23 protein-coding genes and 3 tRNA genes are annotated in these 23,457 nt (G+C 55.5%); 13 read left to right on the top strand and 13 right to left on the bottom strand.

Features of this window, described 5'->3' with window-relative positions:
* Positions 1-62 precede the first annotated feature (62 nt).
* Together fhuF and ACVLVH_RS12870 are read right to left on the bottom strand one after the other, a co-directional pair.
* Entirely contained in the window at positions 63-857 is a 795-nt protein-coding gene (gene fhuF, locus ACVLVH_RS12875) for a siderophore-iron reductase FhuF (RefSeq protein ID WP_101762190.1), read from the bottom strand.
* A gap of 166 nt (positions 858-1,023) precedes the next feature.
* A complete protein-coding gene (locus ACVLVH_RS12870) occupies positions 1,024-2,118 on the bottom strand; it encodes a GGDEF domain-containing protein (RefSeq protein ID WP_210080903.1) in 1,095 nt (364 codons plus the stop codon).
* Positions 2,119-2,345: 227 nt separating this feature from the next.
* Here ACVLVH_RS12870 and ACVLVH_RS12865 point away from each other — a divergent pair, with 227 nt between their 5' ends.
* Positions 2,346-2,630 (top strand): DUF1435 domain-containing protein, encoded by a 285-nt coding sequence (locus ACVLVH_RS12865; protein ID WP_110867479.1) that lies wholly within the window; start codon positions 2,346-2,348, stop codon positions 2,628-2,630.
* 93 nt (positions 2,631-2,723) lie between these two features.
* On the opposite strand, the gene ACVLVH_RS12860 is transcribed toward ACVLVH_RS12865, so the two are convergent.
* The 4 genes from ACVLVH_RS12860 to rsmC all read right to left on the bottom strand — a co-directional run bounded on the left by ACVLVH_RS12860 (position 2,724) and on the right by rsmC (position 4,211).
* Positions 2,724-2,810 (bottom strand) — tRNA-Leu (locus ACVLVH_RS12860).
* 29 nt (positions 2,811-2,839) lie between these two features.
* Positions 2,840-2,926 (bottom strand) — tRNA-Leu (locus tag ACVLVH_RS12855).
* Between the two features lie 34 nt (positions 2,927-2,960).
* Positions 2,961-3,047: transfer RNA gene (locus tag ACVLVH_RS12850), tRNA-Leu, on the bottom strand.
* A gap of 132 nt (positions 3,048-3,179) precedes the next feature.
* Positions 3,180-4,211 (bottom strand): 16S rRNA (guanine(1207)-N(2))-methyltransferase RsmC, encoded by a 1,032-nt coding sequence (rsmC, locus tag ACVLVH_RS12845; protein ID WP_312464577.1) that lies wholly within the window; start codon positions 4,209-4,211, stop codon positions 3,180-3,182.
* A 232-nt stretch (positions 4,212-4,443) separates the two neighbouring features.
* Between rsmC and ACVLVH_RS12840 the strand changes: the two genes are divergently transcribed.
* From ACVLVH_RS12840 to yjjJ, 4 genes are all read left to right on the top strand, one after another.
* Positions 4,444-4,854, top strand: a complete 411-nt coding sequence (locus ACVLVH_RS12840; protein ID WP_312464578.1) for a DNA polymerase III subunit psi — start codon at positions 4,444-4,446, stop codon at positions 4,852-4,854.
* The gene (gene rimI / locus ACVLVH_RS12835) at positions 4,826-5,266 is read left to right on the top strand and encodes a ribosomal protein S18-alanine N-acetyltransferase (RefSeq protein ID WP_312464579.1); all 441 of its coding nucleotides are present in this window, start codon (positions 4,826-4,828) and stop codon (positions 5,264-5,266) included. The genes ACVLVH_RS12840 and rimI overlap by 29 nt, the downstream gene beginning before the upstream one ends.
* 8 nt (positions 5,267-5,274) lie before the next feature.
* Positions 5,275-5,958: a pyrimidine 5'-nucleotidase gene (yjjG, locus tag ACVLVH_RS12830; RefSeq protein ID WP_101762184.1), complete on the top strand. Its 684-nt coding sequence runs from the start codon at positions 5,275-5,277 to the stop codon at positions 5,956-5,958.
* A gap of 122 nt (positions 5,959-6,080) precedes the next feature.
* Positions 6,081-7,403, top strand: a complete 1,323-nt coding sequence (gene yjjJ / locus ACVLVH_RS12825) for a type II toxin-antitoxin system HipA family toxin YjjJ (RefSeq protein WP_192412436.1) — start codon at positions 6,081-6,083, stop codon at positions 7,401-7,403.
* Here the strand turns inward: yjjJ and ACVLVH_RS12820 are convergent.
* On the bottom strand, positions 7,400-8,080 hold the full coding sequence (locus ACVLVH_RS12820) for a YtjB family periplasmic protein (RefSeq protein WP_110867483.1): 681 nt from the start codon (positions 8,078-8,080) through the stop codon (positions 7,400-7,402). The genes yjjJ and ACVLVH_RS12820 overlap by 4 nt on opposite strands.
* A 107-nt stretch (positions 8,081-8,187) precedes the next feature.
* Here ACVLVH_RS12820 and serB point away from each other — a divergent pair, with 107 nt between their 5' ends.
* From serB to nadR, 3 genes are all read left to right on the top strand, one after another.
* A complete protein-coding gene (gene serB, locus ACVLVH_RS12815; protein WP_101762181.1) occupies positions 8,188-9,165 on the top strand; it encodes a phosphoserine phosphatase in 978 nt (325 codons plus the stop codon).
* Between the two features lie 13 nt (positions 9,166-9,178).
* Positions 9,179-10,564, top strand: a complete 1,386-nt coding sequence (gene radA, locus ACVLVH_RS12810) for a DNA repair protein RadA (RefSeq protein WP_007886867.1) — start codon at positions 9,179-9,181, stop codon at positions 10,562-10,564.
* A gap of 105 nt (positions 10,565-10,669) precedes the next feature.
* On the top strand, positions 10,670-11,896 hold the full coding sequence (nadR, locus tag ACVLVH_RS12805; RefSeq protein WP_110867484.1) for a multifunctional transcriptional regulator/nicotinamide-nucleotide adenylyltransferase/ribosylnicotinamide kinase NadR: 1,227 nt from the start codon (positions 10,670-10,672) through the stop codon (positions 11,894-11,896).
* Between the two features lie 50 nt (positions 11,897-11,946).
* Here nadR and ettA read toward each other — a convergent pair whose 3' ends face one another.
* Together ettA and deoR are read right to left on the bottom strand one after the other, a co-directional pair.
* Positions 11,947-13,614: an energy-dependent translational throttle protein EttA gene (gene ettA / locus ACVLVH_RS12800; RefSeq protein WP_008101764.1), complete on the bottom strand. Its 1,668-nt coding sequence runs from the start codon at positions 13,612-13,614 to the stop codon at positions 11,947-11,949.
* A gap of 232 nt (positions 13,615-13,846) precedes the next feature.
* Positions 13,847-14,617, bottom strand: coding sequence for a DNA-binding transcriptional repressor DeoR (gene deoR, locus ACVLVH_RS12795; RefSeq protein WP_192412434.1), 771 nt, complete (start codon positions 14,615-14,617; stop codon positions 13,847-13,849).
* A 360-nt stretch (positions 14,618-14,977) separates the two neighbouring features.
* Between deoR and rbsK the strand changes: the two genes are divergently transcribed.
* The 5 genes from rbsK to ACVLVH_RS12770 all read left to right on the top strand — a co-directional run bounded on the left by rbsK (position 14,978) and on the right by ACVLVH_RS12770 (position 19,204).
* Entirely contained in the window at positions 14,978-15,895 is a 918-nt protein-coding gene (rbsK, locus tag ACVLVH_RS12790) for a ribokinase (RefSeq protein ID WP_110867485.1), read from the top strand.
* Positions 15,896-15,904: 9 nt separating this feature from the next.
* The gene (gene fucP / locus ACVLVH_RS12785; RefSeq protein ID WP_101762178.1) at positions 15,905-17,230 is read left to right on the top strand and encodes an L-fucose:H+ symporter permease; all 1,326 of its coding nucleotides are present in this window, start codon (positions 15,905-15,907) and stop codon (positions 17,228-17,230) included.
* Entirely contained in the window at positions 17,227-18,240 is a 1,014-nt protein-coding gene (locus tag ACVLVH_RS12780; RefSeq protein WP_312464581.1) for an aldose 1-epimerase family protein, read from the top strand. Before fucP ends, ACVLVH_RS12780 begins: the two co-directional genes overlap by 4 nt.
* Before the next feature lie 198 nt (positions 18,241-18,438).
* Positions 18,439-18,825: a polymorphic toxin type 44 domain-containing protein gene (locus ACVLVH_RS12775; protein WP_192412430.1), complete on the top strand. Its 387-nt coding sequence runs from the start codon at positions 18,439-18,441 to the stop codon at positions 18,823-18,825.
* Positions 18,803-19,204 (top strand): hypothetical protein, encoded by a 402-nt coding sequence (locus ACVLVH_RS12770; protein ID WP_277974498.1) that lies wholly within the window; start codon positions 18,803-18,805, stop codon positions 19,202-19,204. The genes ACVLVH_RS12775 and ACVLVH_RS12770 overlap by 23 nt, the downstream gene beginning before the upstream one ends.
* Before the next feature lie 85 nt (positions 19,205-19,289).
* On the opposite strand, the gene urtE is transcribed toward ACVLVH_RS12770, so the two are convergent.
* From urtE to urtB, 4 genes are read right to left on the bottom strand one after another with little or no spacing between them, the layout of a single operon-like run.
* Positions 19,290-19,988 carry an urea ABC transporter ATP-binding subunit UrtE gene (gene urtE, locus ACVLVH_RS12765; RefSeq protein WP_137385120.1) on the bottom strand — a complete coding sequence of 233 codons (699 nt, stop codon included), beginning with the start codon at positions 19,986-19,988 and terminating at the stop codon, positions 19,290-19,292.
* A gap of 1 nt (position 19,989) precedes the next feature.
* Positions 19,990-20,781, bottom strand: coding sequence for an urea ABC transporter ATP-binding protein UrtD (gene urtD / locus ACVLVH_RS12760; RefSeq protein WP_210080897.1), 792 nt, complete (start codon positions 20,779-20,781; stop codon positions 19,990-19,992).
* Positions 20,774-21,850, bottom strand: a complete 1,077-nt coding sequence (gene urtC, locus ACVLVH_RS12755; RefSeq protein WP_498949491.1) for an urea ABC transporter permease subunit UrtC — start codon at positions 21,848-21,850, stop codon at positions 20,774-20,776. The genes urtD and urtC overlap by 8 nt, the downstream gene beginning before the upstream one ends.
* On the bottom strand, positions 21,850-23,415 hold the full coding sequence (gene urtB / locus ACVLVH_RS12750; RefSeq protein WP_498949490.1) for an urea ABC transporter permease subunit UrtB: 1,566 nt from the start codon (positions 23,413-23,415) through the stop codon (positions 21,850-21,852). The genes urtC and urtB overlap by 1 nt, the downstream gene beginning before the upstream one ends.
* Between the last annotated feature and the right edge of the window lie 42 nt (positions 23,416-23,457).

The following is a 23,457-nucleotide window of genomic DNA, read 5'->3' as shown; positions in this document are numbered from 1 at the left end:
GCCATAAGCCTGGAAAAGTGTAAACGGGAGAAAAGGAGAATCTGTAACAGAATGCGCGGGTGCTACACCGCTTTTAACGTGCAGTTACCGCAACGTTCTACATCGGGGATACGATAGCGCTGGCAGCAGCTGCGTCGTTCCATTTCGCCATTACGCGGGATCATGGTGCGATACAGCGGATTATCGCTGCCATCGAGCAGGGATTTGCTGAAAAATAGCGCCTGTTCCAGCTGCAAAATCTTCTCTTCTGGCAACTGGTTTTTCAATTCACCAAGGAACCAGTAAAACGAAAAGCCCATGTTGTTCCAGATAAGCTTCGCATTGATATCACCGTGCTGCGTCATGCCGTTAACCGCCGGAATCAGGCATTGCTGAATCAGGCGATCGATACGCTGCTGGGCATTGAGGTAGCGCGCATCCTCATCTTCCTGCACATCCAGCCAGAAAGCGCACGGATGGCCGTTTTCGTGGAACTCAACGTGAATCAGATGCGGCGAGCAGTTCAGCGCACGCGGTTCCTGCAATAACGCCATCATCAGCGGTGGCAGCAGCAGGCCAAAATACCACTGCGCCCACAGCGATTGCAGCGGCTTAGCTTCCTGCTGCACATCAGGATGATCGCGATAGAGATAATCGCTGTAGCGCTGCGTCAGGCGGCGATAGTGAAGCGGATTGGACCATTCAGCCAGAGTTAACGTCCCGGCGGGTGCCGGCTGGCCAAGCTTGAGGTTATCCAGCATGTAGCTGCGTTGATCGCGCATCAGATCTTCCAGTGCGCTCGCTAAACTGCGATCGCTCTGCATAAAGATCAGTGGATGCTCGCTGAAGCGATGATCCTGACGCGTGATGATGGCCATGCCGGTCCTGAGTGATAACGGGAATCGAGAGACAAATGATAATCGTTCCCAGCATTTTGAACAACATTTCTGCACATGCGTCTGTTAACGCACATTTCGTCGCGGCACGTTTTATCGCGCAATAAATTGCGCCGCGACGAGGTGTGCGTTTGGTAATGACGAGACCTTATATCAGTTCATTACTCGCCTGCGTCAATTTCGGCAAATCCTCCCACGCCAGAATAGTGTTACGTCCCTGATTTTTCGCCACATACAGCGCGCGATCAGCATTAGCGACTGCCTGGTCAAAATCGTCAGCAAAGATGGGCGCGATGCCAGCGCTGATGGTGACGTGCGTCGAGACTTTCTCATTGAAGCGGTGCGGAATTTCTAAATCCACCACGTACTGACGAATGCGTTCAGCCAGTTTCATCGCAATTGAAGCATTCACATTGGTCATCAGCACCAGAAACTCTTCGCCGCCGTAGCGTGTGACCACATCGCGCGAACGTACCGCGTCGCGGATCGCCACGGACACGCGCGCCAGCGCCTGATCGCCCATCGCATGGCCGTAATTGTCGTTGTAGGCTTTGAAGTGGTCGATATCCAGCAGCAGCACAAAGTGGCTGCCGGCGTGGTTTTCCATAATGGTATCAAGGCGATTCTTCAATCCACGGCGGTTGTACAGGCCGGTAAGCGGATCGAGCATGCTCAAATCGCTGAAGCTCTCTTTTTCCTCGTACAGCTGGCTCACCAGCCGACGGGTAAAAGTATCGAAGCGACGACGCATTAAATGGTGCAGTGAAAAGCCGATTAATGGCAGCGTAATGGTGAATAAGATCATCATTAAATGCTGACCATCATCCAATAACAGCACGGTTAATACCGGCGGCGTGATGTGTAAACAGAATGCAATCAAATAATCACTCAGCGCAATGGCACTGATAAAGAACACGCTTAACAGGCTGATAATTAAAAAGCTGCCATCAAAATAGTAAACCAGATGATATCTGTGGTTAATATGCCACGCCCACAGCGCACCCAAAATAAAAGCCACAGGATTTAATAGCGGTAATTTTTGTTTTGACGCCATTAAGCAAATAACCAGCAGCGTGGAGCTGAAGCCCGCTACAACGTCCACCGGCAGCGAGCGTATTGGGCTATCGCTGCCTAAAATCGGCAGCAGGCAAAAAAGTGAAACGGCGACATTAAGAAACAGAAAGAGCATCAGCGACAGCCGATATTTACTCTGTTTCAACTCATCATAAGATTGTAATTTCATTATTATTCTCGTGACAGCCCTGATATATCAAAGCGCTACCCGCAAGTAATAGTTTACCTACCCGGATAGAGAGCACGTTATTGTTGTGTTAGCGATATTGTTATCGGCGGCAATTTAGCATTTTCCAGTAATTCTGTCATCCGGCATGGCTTGCGACAAAAATTCGCTGCAAGATGAGAAATATTGTCATATGATAATGCGAATATTTATCATTTGAGGGTTGCGCGATGATCATGGCGATAATAGCCGCCTGCGGACTATGGGGCGTGAGCTGGGTAATGGGTAAACGTCTGGATAGCGGTTGGGGCGTGTTATTACCCTGCGCGGCGATGCCGATTTTTGCGTTATGGGAACCGAGTTTCAGTCAATGGCGAGTGGTGATGATTGTGGCGTTGCTGCTGACCGTGGTGATGCTGTTTCACCATCGCCTGCGTCACTATCTGTTGCTGCCGTCTTGTCTGGCTTTGGCAGGCGGCTTAGCCGCGGTGTCGGTCAATTTCCACGTTATCTGATTAAATCTCAGAAACGACAACATCACGCTGAGAGCGTGAAGTTCGTTGAAAAATCTTTCGGGGGATTTACTGCTCGAAAGGAGTGACAACTGTTGGTGCGAAGGGAGGGACTTGAACCCTCACGTCCGTAAGAACACTAACACCTGAAGCTAGCGCGTCTACCAATTCCGCCACCATCGCATCTTAGTTGTCTGTTTATATCGTCGCATTGGTGCGAAGGGAGGGACTTGAACCCTCACGTCCGTAAGAACACTAACACCTGAAGCTAGCGCGTCTACCAATTCCGCCACCATCGCTCAGTGCGCAGATATAAACTGTGTGATTTTAGTTTGGTGCGAAGGGAGGGACTTGAACCCTCACGTCCGTAAGGACACTAACACCTGAAGCTAGCGCGTCTACCAATTCCGCCACCATCGCAAACTAACAACACCCTAAAGTATTGCTAACCACGGAGGCGCATTTTAGAGATTTTACTCATTGCGTCAACACATATTTCGCGACGGCAAAACGATCGCTGTAAAAAGCAACGTTTCTGCCGCCGCGCTGCTGTTAACGCGTTTTGGCACCGCGACCATATACGGCGCGATAGACTTTGAAGCGTCCGGTTTGCGCCAGCACTTCGTGATTGCCGAAGGTTTCATCCAGAATCTGTGGATACGGCAGGAAGGCGTTAGCCACGATACGCAGTTCGCCGCCGCTGTTCAGATGCTTAAGCGCACCGCGAATCAGCGTGTTAGCCGCTTCAAGGCTGGTTTGCAGGCCATCGTGGAACGGCGGGTTGGAGATGATCATGTCGAAACGGCCGGTAACGTCAGAGAAAACGTTACTGGCAAACACTTCACCCTCCAGTTCATTGGCGGCCAGCGTGGCTTTACTCGCTTCAATCGCAGCAGCATGCACATCGCACAGCCACAGACGCACGCGCGGCGACACTTTCGCCATCACAGTTGCCAGCACACCGCTGCCACAACCGATATCCAGCACTTTGCCACGGAAATGCGGCGTCAGCGTGGAGAGCAGCAGATCGCTGCCGATATCCAGACCATCACGGCTGAACACGCCCGGCAAGGTATGGATGGTGAGATCCTCGAGCTGATAAGTATGGCCGTAGCTGCTGGCATCAAAGATTGGCTGCTTATCGAGACGACCGTGATACAGGCCACAACGACGCGCGCTATCAACTTTCTCCAGCGTCGCCCACGCTTCCAGCATGCCTTCGGCGCTGCGCACGCCGCTGCGGTTTTCACCCACCACGAAGATATCGCAGCCGACCGGCAGCAGAGAGAGCAGGTTTTGCAGCTGGTACTGCGCTTCGGGTTTGTTCTTCGACCAGTAATAAACCAGCGTATCGCAGCCTTCAACATCGGCAGCGGTTGCAACCATGCTGTAAACCGCACGTTCACCAAGGCGATGGCTTAGGTTCTGCCAGTGATGATATTGCTGGGTATGCACGCGGCTCGACGCGGTTTCTAGCTGGGCGGGCAGGTCATCCTGCAGGTCGCCAGCAAACAAAACGTTGCGGGCGGTAAATTCATCACTGTGGCGCAGAATCACTTCGCTGGCCGGGGTAAAAGCAGACATGGAGCACTCCTGTTAAATCAGAGCGACGATTATATACACGTCATACTTCAAGTTACAGGTGCGTTGGCTGCTCTCGCTCACCCGAATCACTTACCTGAAGTAAGCTCATCGGGCTTCACTCGTTTGCCGCCTTCCTCTAACTCGAATTATTTTGTGTAGGGTGCTTTGTTGGCGCATGTTCGATGGGTTTGCTAGCATAGCGTCGCATTCTGGCAGCATAACGGGTAATAGCATGAGCACAAGGCGCGACTGGCTTCTACAGCAAATGGGGATTACGCAGTATCAGCTGCGGCGTCCGCGCGTGCTGCAAGGGGAAATTGCCGTCACGCTTTTGCCCGACACGCGTTTGGTTTTGGTGGCCGAACAGGCACCCACGCTACAAGAACCGCTGATTCGCGACGTGCTGCGCGCGCTGAACATTCAACCCGCGCAGGTCATGGCGTTAACGCCAGACCAGCTGCAAATGCTGCCGGAGCAGGTCGATTGCGCCGGCTGGCTGCTGGGCGTCGAGAGCGAACATCCCTTTAACGGCATTACCTTCAACACCGCCGTTTTCAATGAACTGATCAGCAGCGGCGCAGCAAAACGCGCCCTGTGGCAACAGATGTGTAACCATGACAGCCATCTCTATAGTCACCCCTGAAGACCAGCCGCAGCTGCTGGCGATTGAGCGCCGCGCGCATGCCTTTCCGTGGAGCGAGCAGACGTTTAGCAGCAATCAAGGCGAACGTTTCGTTAATTTCCGCATTGAAGTTGAAGGTAAGCTGGCCGGATTCACCATCACCCAAGTGGTGCTGGATGAAGCGTCGCTGTTCAATATTGCGGTGGATCCCGACTTCCAGCGCCGCGGCCTGGCGCGCCAGCTGTTGCAGCATCTGATTGCTGAGCTCGAGCAGCGCGACGTGATGACGCTGTGGCTGGAAGTGCGCGCCTCAAATATGCCGGCGATTGCGTTGTATGAGCAGCTGGATTTCCATCAGGTGAGCGTACGCCCCAACTATTATCCCACTGCCAGCGGACGAGAAGATGCCATCATTATGGCGCTAACGCTTTAAGGAGCACCATGCTAAACGATTGGGACTGCATCCTGTTTGATGCAGACGAAACGCTTTTCCATTTCGATGCTTACGCTGGTTTGCAGCGCATGTTTGCCCGCTATGACGTGCAATTTTCTGCGCAGGATTACACCGATTATCAGGCGATCAACAAGCCGCTGTGGGTCGATTACCAGAACGGCACCATTTCCGCACTGCAGCTGCAAACGCGCCGCTTCACCTTGTGGGGCGAAAAGCTGAGCGTCGCACCCGAAGTACTCAACAGTGATTTCCTCAGCGCAATGGCTGATATCTGCCTGCCGCTGGAAGGCGCAGCTCATCTGTTATCAACGCTGAAAGGCAAAGTGAAAATCGCCATCATTACCAACGGTTTCACTGCGTTACAGCAGGCGCGCCTTGAGCGTACCGGATTCCTCGATGTGTTTGATGCGCTGGTGATTTCTGAAGAAGTTGGCGTACCGAAACCGGACGTGGCGATTTTTGATCACACGCTGGCCTTGCTGGGCAACCCGGATCGCAGCCGCGTGCTGATGGTCGGCGATACGCCAGAATCAGATATTCTCGGCGGCATGAATGCCGGCCTGAAGACCTGCTGGATCGATCACGGTACGCGTCCGTTACCCGATCACATCACGCCAACCTGGCAGGTGAAAACGCTGGCCGAGCTGGAAACGATTCTGACGGAAGGTTAAAAGTATCTATTCATCGTTACCATCGTGATGATGCTGAGAAGCCCGCTGTGCGGGCTTTTTTTTATGTTATTATCTATGCATGAATCTATTCATCAATCTATTCATCAGGCAAGGTGGCGGCAATGGCTGAGCTACAAAGTTTGCTGCTGGAAGGACCGCTTAGCGCGGCGGATCTGCTGGCTCGATTGCATATCAGCCAGGCCACGCTTTCACGCCAACTGCGTCAGCAGCCGCAGATTATCAAATGGGGCAAAGCGCGCGCGACGCGTTATGCGTTGCTGCGGCCCATCCGGGGTGAAAGCCGCTTCCCGCTGTATCGTATTTCTGCTGAAGGTCAGGCATCGCCCGCTGGCATCCTTTTGCCAACCTGGCCGCAGGGCAGTTGTCTGCATCTGGACCAGCACGATCAAGGCCGCTTTTATGACGGCTTACCGTGGTTCCTGCAGGAGATGTGTCCGCAAGGTTTTCTGGGCCGACAATGGGGCCGTGAATACGCGCCACAGCTCGGGCTGACGGATGATATTCGTCTCTGGAGTGATGAGCAGTGCCTGATGGCGCTGGCAAGCGGCGGCATCGATATGCCGGGCGCTTTTATTGTTGGCGACATGACATACCAGCGTTGGCTGCAACAGCCCGCACCGCAAGCCATCAGCGAGGCGCAAAAAATCGCGCGTTATCCGCTGATGGCACAACAGGCGCTGAGCGGCGATGAACCGGGCTCATCGGCTGGCGGCGAACAACCGAAATTCCTGTGCTATGCCGCAACGGCGAATGGCGATCGTCATTGTCTGGTGAAATTTACCGTCGCCCGTCAAAGTGATAATGCTGAGCGCTGGCGTGATTTGTTACGCGCGGAGCATCTGGCGTTGCAGCATTTACTGGCGGCGGGATTGCCTGCCGCACATAGCCAGCTGATTGATAGTGAAGGACAATTGTTCCTCGAAGTGCAGCGTTTTGATCGCATTCATCAACGTGGTCGACGCTGCATGAGTTCATTAGAAGCGGTAAGCGCAGAGTTTATCGGCCATCAACAACACTGGCCGGATGCGCTGCGTGAGTTGCAGCGTCAGCAACGTGTTGATGCGGTAGCGGTTGAACGCGGGACTTTGCAGTGGGCGTTTGGACGACTGATTGCCAATAGCGACATGCACGCGGGCAATCTGTCTTTCTTTACTGATGAAGAACGTTTCAGCCTGACACCGGCTTACGACATGCTGCCGATGGCGCTGGCGCCCAATTCTCAGGGGCACATGCGCGATGAAGTCAAACTGACGCTGGATTTCGCGCTGCCAGGCGCCGTGTGGCGCGCTGCCAGCGCTATGGCGAAAATCTACTGGCAAGCGATTGCAGAGGATGCTGCGTTTAGCGCGAACTTCCGCAGCATTGCCGGGCAGGCATTACAGCAACTGGAAGCGATGGAAATGACGTTGCATAAAATGGCTTAACGCTCTTTTTCATTCTCAGTGGCTGCCGCCGCCGCCTCTTCTTGCTCTTTCTCTTTATCCTCTTTCACCGTGCGGCTCGCCGTTAGCAGGAACGGCGATTGCTGCCAGCGGGTGCGACGGTCGCGCAGCAGGGTGCGCGTCAGGATAATGCCGATGGCCAGCGCCAGTAACATCATTAGGCGCAGGATGTTGGTGGTGTTATCCACCTGACGTGATTCCGTCACCAGCACGTGAGTATCCAGCGTGACGCGCAGGAAACCTTGCGGGCCATCTTTGCCTTCCAGCGGCTGCACGATTTGATGGTTGAAGTAGCTACCAGCGCGTTTGCCATCCAGCGACAGCCGATCGCGCACATTAATGCTTTCGCCGCTGTGCGCCACCAGGCTGCCATCATCGGCGTAGACGGAAGCATCAAGAATGCGGCTGTTGTCGGTCATCTGATTGAGGATGGCGGCAATCTGCGTGCGGTTATCGTCGCTGTTATCCATCAACGGTTTAAGACTAAACGCCACCTGTTTGGTCAGCGTGCGCGCCAGTTCTTCCACTTGTTCAGAGCGAGCCATTTGATGGCCGAGGCTAAACCAGGATGCGCCTTGCATCAGAACCACTAACAGAGCCAGCGAGATAAGAACAATCACCGTGCGATGCAGGCGAAATTTCAGTGCGGTTTTAACCATCAGAAACCCGTGTGATGTAACAGCAGAAAGGCTGGCAATTATGTTGCCAGAACCCGCGCAGACAAGGTAGCCTCTTGCGTGGTTTTGTTGTCCCTACAGGAGCTGTAATGCCAAATCGTCTTACCTGGTGCGATCTGCCCGCCGATGTTTCACTTTGGCCGGGTTTACCCCTTTCCCTCAGCGGTGATGAAGTGATGCCGCTGGATTACCGTGCTGGTCGGACTGGCTGGTTGCTGTATGGGCGCGGGCTCGATAAACAAAAACTCACCGATTATCAGCATAAGCTGGGGGCGGCGATGGTGATCGTTAGCGCCTGGAATGTCGATGAGTATCAGGTGATACGTCTGGCAGGCTCGCTGACGCCGCGCGCCAGCAAACTGGCGCATGAAGCCGGTTTTGATGTGGCACCGCTCGGCAAAATCCCGCATCTGAAAACGCCAGGTTTGCTGGTGATGGACATGGATTCCACCGCGATCCAGATTGAGTGCATCGATGAGATCGCCAAACTGGCGGGTTGCGGCGAGCAGGTGGCGGAAGTCACCGAGCGCGCGATGCGCGGCGAGCTGGATTTCAAAGCCAGCCTGCGCGAGCGCGTCGGCACCCTGGCGGGCGCCGATGCCAATATCCTGATGCAAGTGCGCGATGCGCTGCCGCTGATGCCAGGCTTAACCACGCTGGTGCAGAAGCTGCAGGCGCTGGGCTGGCAGGTGGCGATCGCCTCGGGCGGCTTTACCTTCTACGCCGACTATTTGCGCCAGACGCTGCATTTAGCCGCGGCGGTGGCCAACGAGCTGGAAATTCGCGACGGTAAGTTAACCGGCCAGGTGCTGGGACAAATTGTCGACGCCCAATTTAAAGCCGATACCCTGAACGATCTGGCACAGCGCTTTGAAATTGCTCCGGAACAAACCGTGGCGATTGGCGATGGTGCCAACGATCTGCCGATGATTAAAACCGCGGCGCTGGGTATCGCCTATCATGCTAAACCTAAAGTGAATGAGCAGACGGAAATCATCATCCGTCATGCTGACCTGATGGGTGTGTTCTGCATCCTGACCGGCAGCCTGATTCACGAAGAGCGTTAACTGAGGATTTGATTTGGCCAAAGCGGCAAAACGCGCCTTCGTTTGTAACGAATGCGGCGCTGATTATCCGCGCTGGCAGGGGCAATGCAGCGCCTGCCATGCGTGGAACACCATCACCGAGGTGCGCATTGCCGCCTCGCCTGCGGCGGCGCGTAATGAGCGCCTGAGCGGTTATGCCGGCGGCAACGCGGGCGTTAGCCGCGTGCAGAAGCTGTCGGAGATCAGCCTCGAAGCCCTGCCGCGTTTCTCAACCAGTTTCAAAGAGTTCGATCGCGTATTGGGCGGCGGCGTGGTGCCGGGCAGCGCCATCTTAATTGGTGGTAATCCGGGTGCCGGTAAATCGACGCTGCTGCTGCAGGTGATGTGCAAGCTGGCAGAAGGGATGAAAACCCTGTATGTCACCGGCGAAGAGTCACTGCAACAGGTGGCGATGCGCGCCCATCGTCTGGGATTACCGACCGAAAACCTCAATATGTTGTCGGAAACCAGCATCGAGCAGATCTGCCTGATCGCCGAGCAGGAGCAGCCGAAATTGATGGTGATCGACTCGATTCAGGTAATGCACATGGCGGAGATCCAATCCTCGCCGGGCAGCGTAGCGCAGGTGCGTGAAACGGCCGCCTACCTGACACGCTTCGCCAAAACGCGCGGCGTGGCGATCATCATGGTCGGTCACGTCACCAAAGACGGTTCGCTGGCCGGCCCGAAAGTGCTGGAACACTGTATCGACTGTTCGGTGATGCTGGATGGCGACGCTGATTCCCGTTTCCGCACCTTACGCAGCCATAAAAACCGCTTTGGCGCGGTGAATGAGCTCGGCGTGTTCGCCATGACCGAACAAGGCATGCGCGAAGTCAGCAATCCATCGGCCATTTTCCTGTCTCGCGGTGATGAGATCACCTCGGGCAGTTCGGTGATGGTGCTGTGGGAAGGTACGCGTCCGCTGCTGGTCGAGATTCAGGCGCTGGTGGACCATTCGATGATGGGCAACCCACGCCGCGTCGCGGTGGGTCTGGAGCAGAATCGCCTGGCAATCCTGTTAGCGGTGCTGCATCGCCACGGTGGCTTGCAGATGGCGGATCAGGATGTGTTCGTTAACGTGGTCGGCGGCGTAAAAGTCACCGAAACCAGCGTCGATTTGGCGCTGCTGATGGCGATGGTATCGAGCTTCCGCGATCGTCCGCTGCCGCAGGATCTGGTGATCTTTGGTGAAGTGGGCCTTGCCGGCGAAATTCGCCCGGTGCCGAGCGGCCAGGAGCGCATTTCCGAAGCGGCGAAACACGGCTTTAAGCGCGCCATCGTCCCGGCCGGTAATGCACCGAAGAAACCGGTCGAAGGGATGAAGGTGTACAGCGCGAAGAAGCTGGCGGATGCGTTAGCGATTCTGGATGAGTTGTAAGTTTTACCGGTCGGCATGAATGCCGACCCTACGTTTGTAGGGTGCGCATTTATGCGCACCGTCTTAAAGGCCGCACCGCCCTTTATTCCACGCAGGAGGCACTAAATGTCATCGTTTGACTACCTGAAAACAGCCATTCGCCAGCAAGGCCACACGCTGCAGCAGGTTGCCGACGCCAGCGGAATGACCAAAGGCTACTTAAGCCAGCTGCTCAACGCCAAAATTAAAAGCCCGAGTGCGCAGAAGCTGGAAGCGCTGCACCGTTTTCTTGGCCTGGAATTTCCGCGCCGCGATAAAACCGTTGGCGTGGTGTTCGGGAAATTTTATCCGCTGCATACCGGCCACATATATTTAATCCAGCGCGCCTGCAGTCAGGTGGATGAGCTGCATATCATCATGGGCCACGACGAGCCGCGCGATCGTGAACTGTTTGAAAACAGCGCCATGTCGCAGCAGCCGACCATCAGCGATCGACTACGCTGGTTGCTGCAAACCTTCAAATACCAGAAAAATATCCGCATCCATTCGTTTGATGAAGAGGGCATTGAACCTTATCCGCACGGCTGGGATGTGTGGAGCGGCGGCGTCAAAACCTTTCTGGCTGAGCAGGGCATTGAGCCGAATTGTATCTACACCAGTGAAGAGCCGGATGCCGCGATGTATGAGCAGCACCTCGGCATTCCGGCGGTGGTGATCGATCCCAATCGATCCTTTATGAACATCAGCGGCGGGCAGATTCGTCAGGATCCGTTCCGCTACTGGGAATACATCCCGACCGAAGTGAAGCCATTCTTCGTGCGCACCGTGGCGGTGCTGGGCGGCGAGTCGAGCGGCAAATCAACGCTGGTGAACAAGCTGGCGAACATCTTCAACACCACCAGCGCATGGGAATATGGCCGCGATTATGTCTTCTCGCACCTCGGTGGCGACGAGATGGCGCTGCAATATTCCGACTACGACAAAATCGCGCTCGGTCAGGCCCAGTACATCGACTTCGCCGTAAAGTACGCCAGTAAAGTCGCCTTTATCGATACCGATTTCATCACTACGCAGGCGTTTTGCCTCAAGTACGAAGGTCGCGAGCACCCGTTTGTGCAGGCGTTAATTGATGAATACCGTTTCGACCTGGTGATTTTGCTGGAAAACAACGTGCCCTGGGTGGCGGATGGATTGCGCAGCCTCGGCAGCTCAATGGATCGTCGCGAGTTCCAGACCATGCTGATCACCATGCTGCGTGAAAACAATATCGAGTTTGTGCACGTTAAAGAAGATGACTATGACACGCGCTTCCTGCGTTGTGTCGAGTTAGTAAAGCAGATGCTGGGCAGCTGATTCAGCCATAAAAAAAGGCGCCTAATGGCGCCTTTTTCACAGCAACAGACTTACTTCGTCATACGCTTGTACTTGATACGCTTCGGCTCGAGCGCGTCGGCGCCGAGGGTGCGTTTCTTGTACTCTTCGTACTCGGTAAAGTTACCTTCGAAGAACTCCACTTTGCCTTCATCCTGATAATCGATGATGTGGGTGGCGATACGGTCCAGGAACCAACGGTCATGCGAGATCACCATGGCACAGCCCGGGAATTCCAGCAGGGCGTTTTCCAGCGCGCGCAGAGTTTCGATGTCGAGGTCGTTGGTTGGTTCATCGAGCAGCAGCAGGTTGCCGCCGACTTGCAGCAGCTTGGCGAGGTGCAGACGACCGCGCTCACCCCCTGACAGCTCGCCCACGCGTTTGCCCTGATCGGTGCCTTTGAAGTTGAAGCGACCAACGTAGGCACGGCTTGGCATCTCGGTGTTGCCAACGCGCATAATGTCCTGACCGCCAGACACTTCTTCAAACACGGTTTTGGAATTGTCCATCGCGTCACGGAACTGATCAACCGACGCCAGCTTGACGGTTTCGCCCAGCTCGATGGTGCCGGAATCGGGTTGCTCCTGGCCTGACATCATGCGGAACAGCGTAGATTTACCCGCGCCGTTCGGGCCGATGATGCCGACAATCGCGCCTTTCGGTACAGAGAAGGTCAGATCGTCGATCAGCACGCGATCGCCATACGATTTCTTCAGGTTGGTCACTTCCAGCACTTTGTCGCCAAGGCGAGCGCCAGGTGGAATGAAGAGTTCGTTGGTTTCGTTACGCTTCTGGTAATCGGTGTTGTTCAGCTCTTCAAAGCGTGCCAGACGGGCTTTGCCCTTCGACTGACGGCCTTTCGCGCCTTGACGCACCCACTCCAGCTCTTTCTCGATAGATTTGCGACGCGCCGCTTCAGAAGAAGCTTCCTGCGCCAGACGCTGATCTTTTTGCTCCAGCCAGGAAGAGTAGTTACCTTCCCACGGAATACCTTCACCGCGGTCCAGTTCCAGAATCCAGCCAGCCACGTTATCCAGGAAGTAACGGTCATGCGTGATCGCCACAACGGTGCCTTCGAAGTCGTGCAGGAAGCGCTCGAGCCACGCCACGGATTCGGCATCCAGGTGGTTGGTCGGTTCGTCGAGCAGCAGCATGTCTGGCTTTTCCAGCAGCAGACGGCACAGCGCCACGCGGCGGCGCTCACCACCGGAAAGGGTAGCGATCTTGGCATCCCAGTCTGGCAGACGCATCGCGTCGGCGGCACGGTTCAGCTGGGTATCGAGGTTGTGACCATCGTGCGCCTGGATCACTTCTTCCAGACGGCCCTGTTCCGCGGCCAGCTTGTCGAAATCCGCATCGGGATCGGCATACAGCGCATACACTTCGTCGAGGCGCTTCAGCGCGCCAACCACTTCTGAAACCGCTTCTTCAACGGATTCACGCACGGTGTGCTCCGGGTTCAGCTGCGGTTCCTGCGGCAGATAACCCACATTGATGCCCGGCTGTGGGCGTGCTTCCCCTTCGATATCGGTATCGATACCGGCCATGATGCGTAGCAGCGTCGATTTACCCGAGCCGTTCAGGCCGAGCACACCGATTTTTGCTCCAGGGAAGAAGCTAAGAGAAATATTCTTCAGAATGTGACGCTTCGGCGGAACGACCTTGCCGACGCGATGCATGCTATAGACGAATTGAGCCACGTTGTATTGAGCCTTTTGGTCTGTGAGTTATGAACTTTAGGTACAGAAGTTTAGCCGTTTTCAGCCTTTATTCATACCCGTCATACTTCGCGCTGCAGGCGCGTTGGCTGCTTGTGTCCACCCCAGTCACATACTTATGTATGCGCCTGGGGATGTACCCACTTGCCGCCTTCCTGCAACTCGAATTATTTAGGGTCTGGTTTTGTTTCCCGGTAATAGAAACAGAGGAATTCTAAGATTTAGGCAATCGCAGCGGTATATTCTGTTGTGCCAGCCAACTCTTCAGCGCCGGTTCGGGTGCGCTATCGCTGACCAGCAAATCAAAACGGCGTAATTCACCGATACGCGCGGGCAGCACTTTGCCAAATTTACTGCTGTCCGCCACCAGCACGCGCTGACGTGCGCGCAGCATCGCGTGGTGCTTCATCGCCAGCTCGTTAATGTTGTAGCAGGTGGCGCCCTGTTCCTGATCGATACCTGCCGCCGAAATAAAGGCCAGCGTCGGGCAGAGATCGTCGAGGATCGAGTGCGCGCCAATCGGCGTGAACAGCGCGTTATCGGCGTGGAACTCACCGCCGCTCAGGATCACGTTGCAGGCCGGTTTCTCTTTCAACGCCAGGAAAGTGTTCATCGCGCAGCAGATGGCGGTGAACGGCAAGCTATCAGGTATCGCATCTACGATGTACGGCAGCGTGGTGCCGCAATCAAAAAATACCGTGTCATTTTCACTGATCAGATCCGCAGCAGCCTGCGCCAGGCGCTGTTTGCGTGCGGCGTTCTGACCGTGCTGATCGGAGATAAAGTAGTGTCCGGCGTGGCTTTTCGGATCGCTGACGATATAGCCGCCCAGCAGCACCACGGTTGAAGCCGGTTCGGTGAGATCGCGGCGGATGGTCATTTCCGACACGCCGAGCAGCTGCGCCGCGTCTTTCAGGTGCAGTTTATCGGTGCGTTTCAGCGCCTGAGCCAACTTGTGAATACGTTCGTCGCGCCGGGTTTCCATGATCATCTCTGCGTAATTAATCCTGAAGTCGAAGTGGCCTGGTCAAAAATCACGATAAATCTCACATATTTTAATGATTTGCGACGTATCCAGCAGGCCAGTTTTCAATCTTACCTGTAATGAGATCGGCCCGCAAACCTCATGCAATGCCGCCAACGTGTTGCTCTCAAGCCGCTTCGCTCTGATTCTCAATGTTGTTCCATTGTTAGAATAATAACATTCATTTCTACCAATTAATGGCTGTTTATCGGCTTTTTATCAGGATGTCGAGGTGTGAAATTTATCACACAATTAACTTTATTAACCTGATATTGTTATTTTAATAACATTATAAAGCTAAAAATTCACCGGGAGAAAACAATGGATATTGCGGTTATTGGGTCAAATATGGTGGACCTCATTACCTATACCAATCAGCTGCCTAAAGCGGGCGAAACGCTGGAAGCACCCGATTTTGCCATCGGCTGCGGGGGTAAAGGTGCCAATCAGGCTGTGGCAGCAGCGAAGATGGGCGGCAGCGTGATGATGGTGAGTAAAGTCGGCGACGATCTGTTCGCGCCGAATACCGTGGCCAATCTGCAGCAGCAAGGCGTTGATACCCGCTTCGTCACCACCGCGCCAGGCACCTCCAGCGGCGTGGCACCTATCTTCGTCGACGATGAGTCGCAGAACCGCATTCTGATTATTAAAGGTGCCAACCAACAGTTGAAGCCAGCCGATATCGATGCCGCCGCTGACGCGTTGAAAAGCTGCCAGTTGATCATCCTGCAGCTGGAGATCCCGCTGGAGACCGTTTATTACGCCATTGATTTTGCCCGTCAGCATGACATCAAAGTGATCCTCAATCCGGCACCGGCGGTGGCGGATCTCAATATCGACTACGCCTGCAAATGCGACTTTTTCATGCCGAATGAAACCGAGCTGGAGATCCTCACCGGCATGCCGGTCACCACGGATGAAGAGGTGAAGCTGGCGGGGCAATCGTTGCTTAAACGTGGGCTGAAAAACCTGATCATCACGCTGGGCGGGCGCGGTTCGCTGTGGATGTCTGGCGACAGCGTGCATCAGGTTGCACCCACCGCAGTAAAAGCGGTGGACACCAGCGGCGCGGGCGATGCCTTTATCGGCTGCTTCGCCCACGAGCTGGTGAAAAGCGGCGATATCCCGGCCGCGATGGCGCAAGCCTCGGCTTATGCCGCCTGCAGCGTGACCGGTCGCGGCACGCAGCGCTCCTATCCCGACGCGGAAACCTTCCAGCGTTTTCTCAACGTTCACTGAGGTCGAGTTATGCAACCGAACATTGTTCAGCAATCTGATGGCTATCTGAATAAAACGCCGCTGTTCCAGTTCATTTTGCTCTCGTGCCTGTTCCCGTTGTGGGGCTGTGCGGCGAGTCTGAACGACATCCTGATCACCCAGTTCAAAAGCGTGTTCGCGTTAAGCGATTTCGCCAGCGCACTGGTGCAGAGCGCGTTCTACGGCGGCTACTTCCTGATTGCTATTCCGGCCTCGCTGGTGATCCGTAAAGCCACCTATAAACTGGCGATTTTATTGGGCCTGGCGCTGTATATCGTGGGCTGCGTGCTGTTCTATCCCGCGTCACACATGGCAACCTACACCATGTTCCTGGCGGCGATTTTCGCCATCGCCATCGGTTTGAGCTTCCTCGAAACCGCCGCCAACACCTACAGCTCGATGATTGGTCATCGCGATCACGCCACGCTGCGCCTGAATATCAGCCAGACTTTCTATCCGGTGGGCGCACTGATGGGCATCGTGCTGGGCAAATATCTGGTGTTCCAGGAGGGCGACAGTCTGGAAAGTCAGCTGGCCGGCATGAATGCGGAACAGGCGCATGCGTTCCGTCTCACCATGCTGGAGCACACGCTTGAGCCGTATAAATATCTGGTGATGGTTTTGGTGGTAGTAATGCTGCTGTTCCTGTTCACCCGCTATCCGCGCTGCAAACCGGAAAGCAGTGAAAAATCGTTGCCGTCGCTCGGCGAAACTTTCCGCTATCTGGCGGCGAATCGTCACTTCAAACGCGGGATTCTGGCGCAGTTCTTGTATGTCGGCATGCAGGTGGCGGTGTGGTCGTTCACCATTCGTCTGGCGCTGACGCTCGGCGCGGTCAATGAGCGCCATGCCTCTAACTTTATGATTTACAGCTTCATCGGCTTCTTTATCGGTAAATTTATCGCCAACGTCCTGATGACGCGCTTCCGTGCGGAAAAAGTGTTGATTGCCTACTCGCTGCTGGGTGTTCTGGCGCTGGCGTATGTGATGTTTGTGCCGAACTTTACCGCTGTCTATGCCGCCATCCTGGTCAGTGCGCTGTTTGGTCCGTGCTGGGCGACGATCTACGCTGGAACGCTGGCGACCGTCGATAACAAATACACCGAAGTGGCGGGCGCGTTTATCGTGATGTCGATTGTCGGTGCTGCCTTTATTCCTGCGATTCAGGGCTTCGTCTCCGATCATCTTGGATCGATGCAGCTGGCGTTCGGCGTTTCGCTGCTGTGCTTCGCCTGGGTGGGTTACTTCTTCTGGGGCGAGCTGCGTCATAAAAAACAGGCAGAAGCAGCCGGTCGTTTAGTTGAGGAGATGCCATGAAAACCCGTTTACCGTTACGTCGTGAGCAGTTTCATGAAACGCCAGCCACGCTGCTGCGCAACGAGACGTTCCACGTCGAGCTGTTTCGCTATCCCGCAGGCGTGGAAGCGGTGCGCATCAGCAATCCACGCGGCACGGTGATCGTACTGCCGTTTTACGGTCAGATGGTGTGGGACGCCAACTTTGACGGCCATTCGCTGACCATGGGCCACAGCTTTAAGCAGCCGCTGCCCGGCAGTTCGATCATTGATACCTACGGCTGTTTCGCTTTCCACTCCGGGCTGCTGGCCAACGGCTGTCCGGCAGAGGATGACGATCATCCGCTGCATGGCGAAATGGCCTGCGCGCGCATGGACAGCGCGTGGATGGTACTGGAGGACGATCGCCTGTCGCTGGAGGGCGAAACCGAGTATGTGAAGGGCTTTGGCCATCACTATCTTGCCGCACCGGCGGTGCGCCTTGAGGCCAATGCTGCGCGCCTGCACATTGAGATGAACGTCACTAACCTGGCAGGCGCGCCGATGCCGCTGCAGTATATGTGTCATTTGAACAGCGCCTGGCTGGATCGAGGGCGTTTCCAGCAGTCAATTCCGACCGATGCGTTCCAGCTGCGCAGTTCGATCCCGGCGCACGTCAAACCTACCCCGCAGTGGCGCGCATATACCGATCAACTGGCGCGCGATCCGCAGGCGTTTCAGCAGCTGGATCAGCCGCAGACGTGCGATCCGGAGATCGTGTTTTTCGCCGACGATCTCCAGCAGTACGGCGATGAGATGCAGTTCGAGCTGCACTCACCGCAAGGGTTTGCTCTGATGACACGCTTCTCCAGCCAACAGTTCCCGCACGCCACGCGCTGGATGCTGCATAACCGCGATCAGCAGGTCGCCGCCTATGTGCTGCCGTCAACCTGCCGCCCGGAGGGTTTCAAAGCCGCACAGCGCGCCGGCACGCTGATTGAGCTGGCCCCCGGCGAACAGCGTCACTTCAGCGTTGAGACCGGGATTTTGTAATCAATGGCGGTCTTAGGATCGCCATTTTAAAATCAATATCAACAGCGGATGTTGATATTAAAAATCATTTAAAAAATATCAAATATACCCCTATCTCCCCTCGGTTAATTGCAATGACCTAATGATTTAGATCAAATTATTAAATAAGAGGATGTGCATTATAGTTAACTGATTTAAATTTACGTTCAGGGAAGGATTATGGCATCTGTACCGATAGGACCTGGTGCATTAATTATTCAGAATAATATGCGTGAAGCCAGATGTAATGGTATGTCGAGAGGTATGGCGACACCGGCAACCTATTACTGGTTTTATCAAAAAGTACGCAATCGCGGCCCTTGGGATTACAAACAATTCGACTTCAATTGGGCTGCTTTTGGAAACTTCAATTTTGGCGCTTCAGGCAGAGCGGCTGGAATACCCGATGACATTTTGCTGATGGGCGCGGGATTTGCTCAAACACTCGCTGGCACATCAAAACCTCGCTGGGGAAAGTGGTATGATGTTCCTCCCTATGGAGATGATCCCACAGATCAACGCAATATACGCGAGGGAATTGAGTATGCTAAACAGCACGGTTATTAAGCGATTTCATTTGATACTGACTCTTCTTTTGCTGATTATTATTGGTTTTTTAGTCATCGGTAATGAAAGCTCACGCGATAATGATGTGTTGAAGCGTAGTCAAAAAATCAATCAATCTTCCTGGCTATATATGACTGAATACAGTGCTGGCGGTGCCACTGTTCCTGTTATTTATCGATATTATTTAACCAGTGAGATTACCGGCAACGAAAAACAAGTTTTAAATAAACTTAAAACGTTGGAACCTCTCATTGAAGGTGTAGGAAGCATCCGCTCAATTAACATATCAGCTAATGGGCATATCACCTTTGGATGGAGTGGAAAAATAGTGTCAGTGAGCAGTAAAGTTGGCACGGCAGATTTTGAATTTGAAAATTAATTAAAATATTTAAAATGCTCGAAACGACGTGCCTTCTGCTTGTAGACGCGGCCGTTAGGCCGCCCATTTGAATTATCAAGCTCAACTAAATCGCTACTAATCCGCGTACGCCGTCGGCTTCCATGGCGGATCCGGCGCCGCGCTGCACGATCTCGCCGCGCGACATCACCAGATAGCTGTCGGCCAGTTCGGCGGCGAAATCGTAAAACTGCTCGACCAGCAGGATCGCCATATCACCGCGCTGCGCCAGCTGGCGGATTACCGCACCGATCTCCTTGATCACCGACGGCTGGATCCCTTCGGTTGGCTCATCGAGGATCAATAGCTTTGGTGAACAGGCGAGGGCGCGGCCAATCGCTAATTGCTGCTGTTGCCCGCCCGACAGGTCGCCGCCGCGGCGCGCTTTCATCTCACGCAGCACCGGAAACAGTTGATAGATCTCCTCCGGCACCGCTTTGGCCTGTGCGCCGGAAAAACGCGCCAGCCCCATCAGCAGATTCTCTTCCACCGTCAGACGCGGGAAGATTTCGCGCCCCTGCGGCACATAAGCGATACCGGCCTGCACGCGCTGATGCGGCTTGCGGCTGTTGATCACGTTATCCTGCCAGCGAATTTCGCCGGATTTGGCCGGAATCAGCCCCATCAAACACTTCAACAGCGTGGTTTTACCCACGCCGTTACGTCCCAGCAGGCAGGTAATTTCACCCGGCTTCGCTTCAAACGACAGGCCGCGCAGAATGTGGCTGCCGCCGTAATATTGATTCAGTTCCGCGACTTGCAGCATGTTAACGCCCCAGATAAACGTCGATAACCCGATCGTCCGCCTGCACTTCGCGTAACGATCCCTCGGCCAAAACCTGGCCCTGATGCAGCACGGTGACGTGATCGGCAATGGTTTCAACAAAGCCCATGTCGTGCTCGACCACCATCAGCGAATGCTTACCGGCGAGGCTGCGAAACAGCTCGGCGGTGTATTCGGTTTCGGCATCGGTCATGCCGGCTGCCGGTTCATCCAGCAGCAGCAGATGCGGGTCCTGTACCAGCAGCATGCCGATTTCCAGAAACTGCTTCTGGCCGTGCGACAGCAAACCGGCTTTGCGCTGGCGTTCGGCACCCAGCCGCAGCAGTTTTAGCACCTCATCAATGCGATCCTGCTGCTCGCCGTTCAGCCGCGCACGCAGGCTGGCCCACACCGATTTGTCGTTTTTCAGCGCGATTTCCAGATTCTCAAATACCGTTAGCGCTTCGAATACCGTGGGTTTCTGGAACTTGCGCCCAATACCGGCGCGCGCGATCTCCACCGGCGACATTTTGCTGAGATCGGTATCCTGGTCGTAGATCACCTGGCCATTATCCGGCCGGGTTTTACCGGTGATCACATCCATCAGCGTAGTTTTTCCCGCGCCGTTGGGGCCGATCACGCAACGCAGTTCGCCCACGCCGATCTTCAGTGAGAGATCGGTGAGCGCGCGAAAGCCGTCGAACGACACGTTGATCTTCTCCAGCTGCAATACCGGATCGCTTTGTTCACGATAGCGATCCGAGGGATGAGGTTGGGTAAACAGGTGTTCAGTCATCACGCCTCCGGCGCAGCAGGCCAATCACGCCACGCGGCAGGAACAGCGTGACCAGGATAAACATCAGGCCAAGGAAAAACAGCCAATATTCCGGGAAGGCGACGGTGAACCAGCTTTTGGCTCCGTTAACGATGGCGGCACCAAGCAGCGGACCAATCAGCGTGCCGCGTCCACCCAGCGCCACCCAAATCGCCGCTTCAATCGAGTTGGTTGGCGACATTTCGCTGGGGTTGATAATGCCAACCTGCGGCACGTAGAGCGCGCCCGCCAGCCCGCACAGCACCGCCGACAGCGTCCAGACAAACAGCTTGAAGCCTTTGGGATCGTATCCGATGAACATCAGGCGGTTCTCCGCATCGCGCACCGCGGTCAACACGCGGCCAAACTTGCTGCGTGCCAGCGCGAAGCCAATGCCGAGGCTGACCAGCAGCAGCAGCACCGTGGCGACAAACAGCCCAATACGTGTGCCGGTAGCGGTGACGTTAAAGCCGAGCAATGTGGTGAAGCCGGTAAAGCCGTTATTACCGCCGAAGCCGGTTTCGTTGCGGAAAAACAGCAGCATGCCAGCGTAGGTCAGCGCCTGCGTCATGATTGAGAAGTAAACGCCTTTGATTTTCGAGCGGAAGGCGAAGAAGCCAAACACCAGCGCCAGTAAACCCGGCACCAGCATGATCAGGCACAGCGCCCAGACAAAATGTTGCGTGCCCGCCCAAAACCACGGCAGCTCACTCCATGAAAGAAAAGACATGAACGCAGGCAGGCCGTCGCCGGAGGCCTGGCGCATCAAATACATGCCCATCGCATAGCCGCCAAGCGCGAAGAACAGGCCGTGACCGAGCGACAGCAGCCCGGCGTAACCCCACACTAAATCGAGCGCCACCGCGACCACTGCGTAACAGAGAATCTTGCCGACCAGCGTTAGCGTATAGGTGGAGATCGCCAGCGGATGGGTGGCGGGCAGCAGGGCGCAGAACGGCAGCGCCAGCAGCAGCACAGCGATCACCACGCCGAGGCTGAGCGTCAGGCGTGGCGCTTTGCGCGCAATAGTTAACGTCATTGGCTGGCTCATCAGTCAATCACCCTCCCTTTGAAGGCAAACAGGCCCTGCGGACGTTTCTGGATAAACAGCACGATCAGCACGAGGATGAGGATTTTGCCCAGCACCGCGCCAATCTGCGGCTCCAGCACTTTATTAAGAATGCCGAGACCAAAGGCGGCGACCACGGTGCCCGCCAGTTGGCCGACGCCGCCCAGCACCACCACGAGGAAGGAGTCGATGATGTAGCCCTGACCGAGCTCCGGCCCGACGTTGCCGAGCTGCGACAGCGCCACGCCGCCGAGTCCGGCGATGCCAGAACCGAGGCCAAACGCCAGCATATCGATACGTCCGGTCGGCACGCCGCAGCAGTCGGCCATTGCGCGGTTCTGCGTCACGGCGCGCACGCTCAGGCCGAGACGGGTTTTATTCAGCAGCAGCCAGGTGAGGGCCAGTACGGCAAACACAAACAGGATCACCGCGATACGGTTGTACGGCAGCACCAGATTCGGTAACAGCTGCAGCCCGCCGGAGAGCCAGCCTGGGTTAGCCACTTCCAGGTTCTGCGCGCCAAACAGCATGCGCACCAGCTGAATCAGCATCAGGCTGATACCCCAGGTGGCGAGCAGCGTTTCCAGCGGACGTCCGTACAGATGGCGGATGATGGTGCGCTCCAGCAGCATGCCCATGCAGGCGGTGACCAGAAAGGCCACCGGCAGCGCCAGCAGCGGATACCAGGCCAGCCACTGCGGTGCGAACTGCTGGAACAGGCTTTGCACAAACCAGGTGGCGTAGGCGCCCAGCATCAGCATTTCGCCGTGCGCCATGTTGATTACGCCCAGCAGGCCGTAGGTGATCGCCAGACCGAGCGCGGCCAGCAGCAGAATCGAACCGAGTGACAGGCCGGTAAACGCCTGACCAAGCAGATCGCCCCACATCAGGCGCTGTTTAATCTGCTTCAGGCTGGCGGCGGCGGCATCACGCACGCTGGCATCGGGTTCATTGCTGGCCTGGGTTAAGCGCGTGAGGCTGGCCTGCATGTTGGGATCGCTGGATTCGCCGAGCAGTTTGACAGCCTTAAGGCGCAGCGCCGCATCCGGGCTGGCGAGTTGCAGGTTGGCCGCTGCCATCAGCAGTACGTCGTGCACTTTCGCGTCTTTTTCCAGCGTCAGACGCTGCTCAATCAGCGGCAGCATGTCGGCGACGCCATCATTTTGCAGTTGTTGTGCGGCACGTAAACGGATCGCGGCATCATCGCTCACCAGCTGATGGGCGGCGAGGGCGCTGGCGATCAATACGCGCAGGCGGTTGTTCATGAACAGCTTTTTGGTGTCGCCGTCGGGCTGTTGCGCGCTGTCGAGCGGCTGCAACGCTTCACCTTGTTTGCTGAACGGCTGCTGTTTTTGGTCGATGACCACGGTTTCATTGCGCAGCGCCTGCAGCAGCGGCAAGCGACTGGCCTGCGGTGCGGCGGCCCACTGCTGGAGCAGCGTGGCTTGTTGCGCGCGGCTGGCGGCCGCGAAGTCTGCGCCATCGCCCGCCTGGGCGAGCCAGGGCAGCAGTAACAGCAGACAGCAGAGATAACGGCGGATTGTCATGGTTCTGGCCCTGATGGTGAGAAGTTGTTTTGGTTTGGATTG

This window comes from Kluyvera sp. 1366, assembly GCF_054823405.1.
The sequence above is the reverse complement of the archived record's forward strand: the minus strand, read 5'-3'. Positions and strand labels throughout refer to the sequence as shown.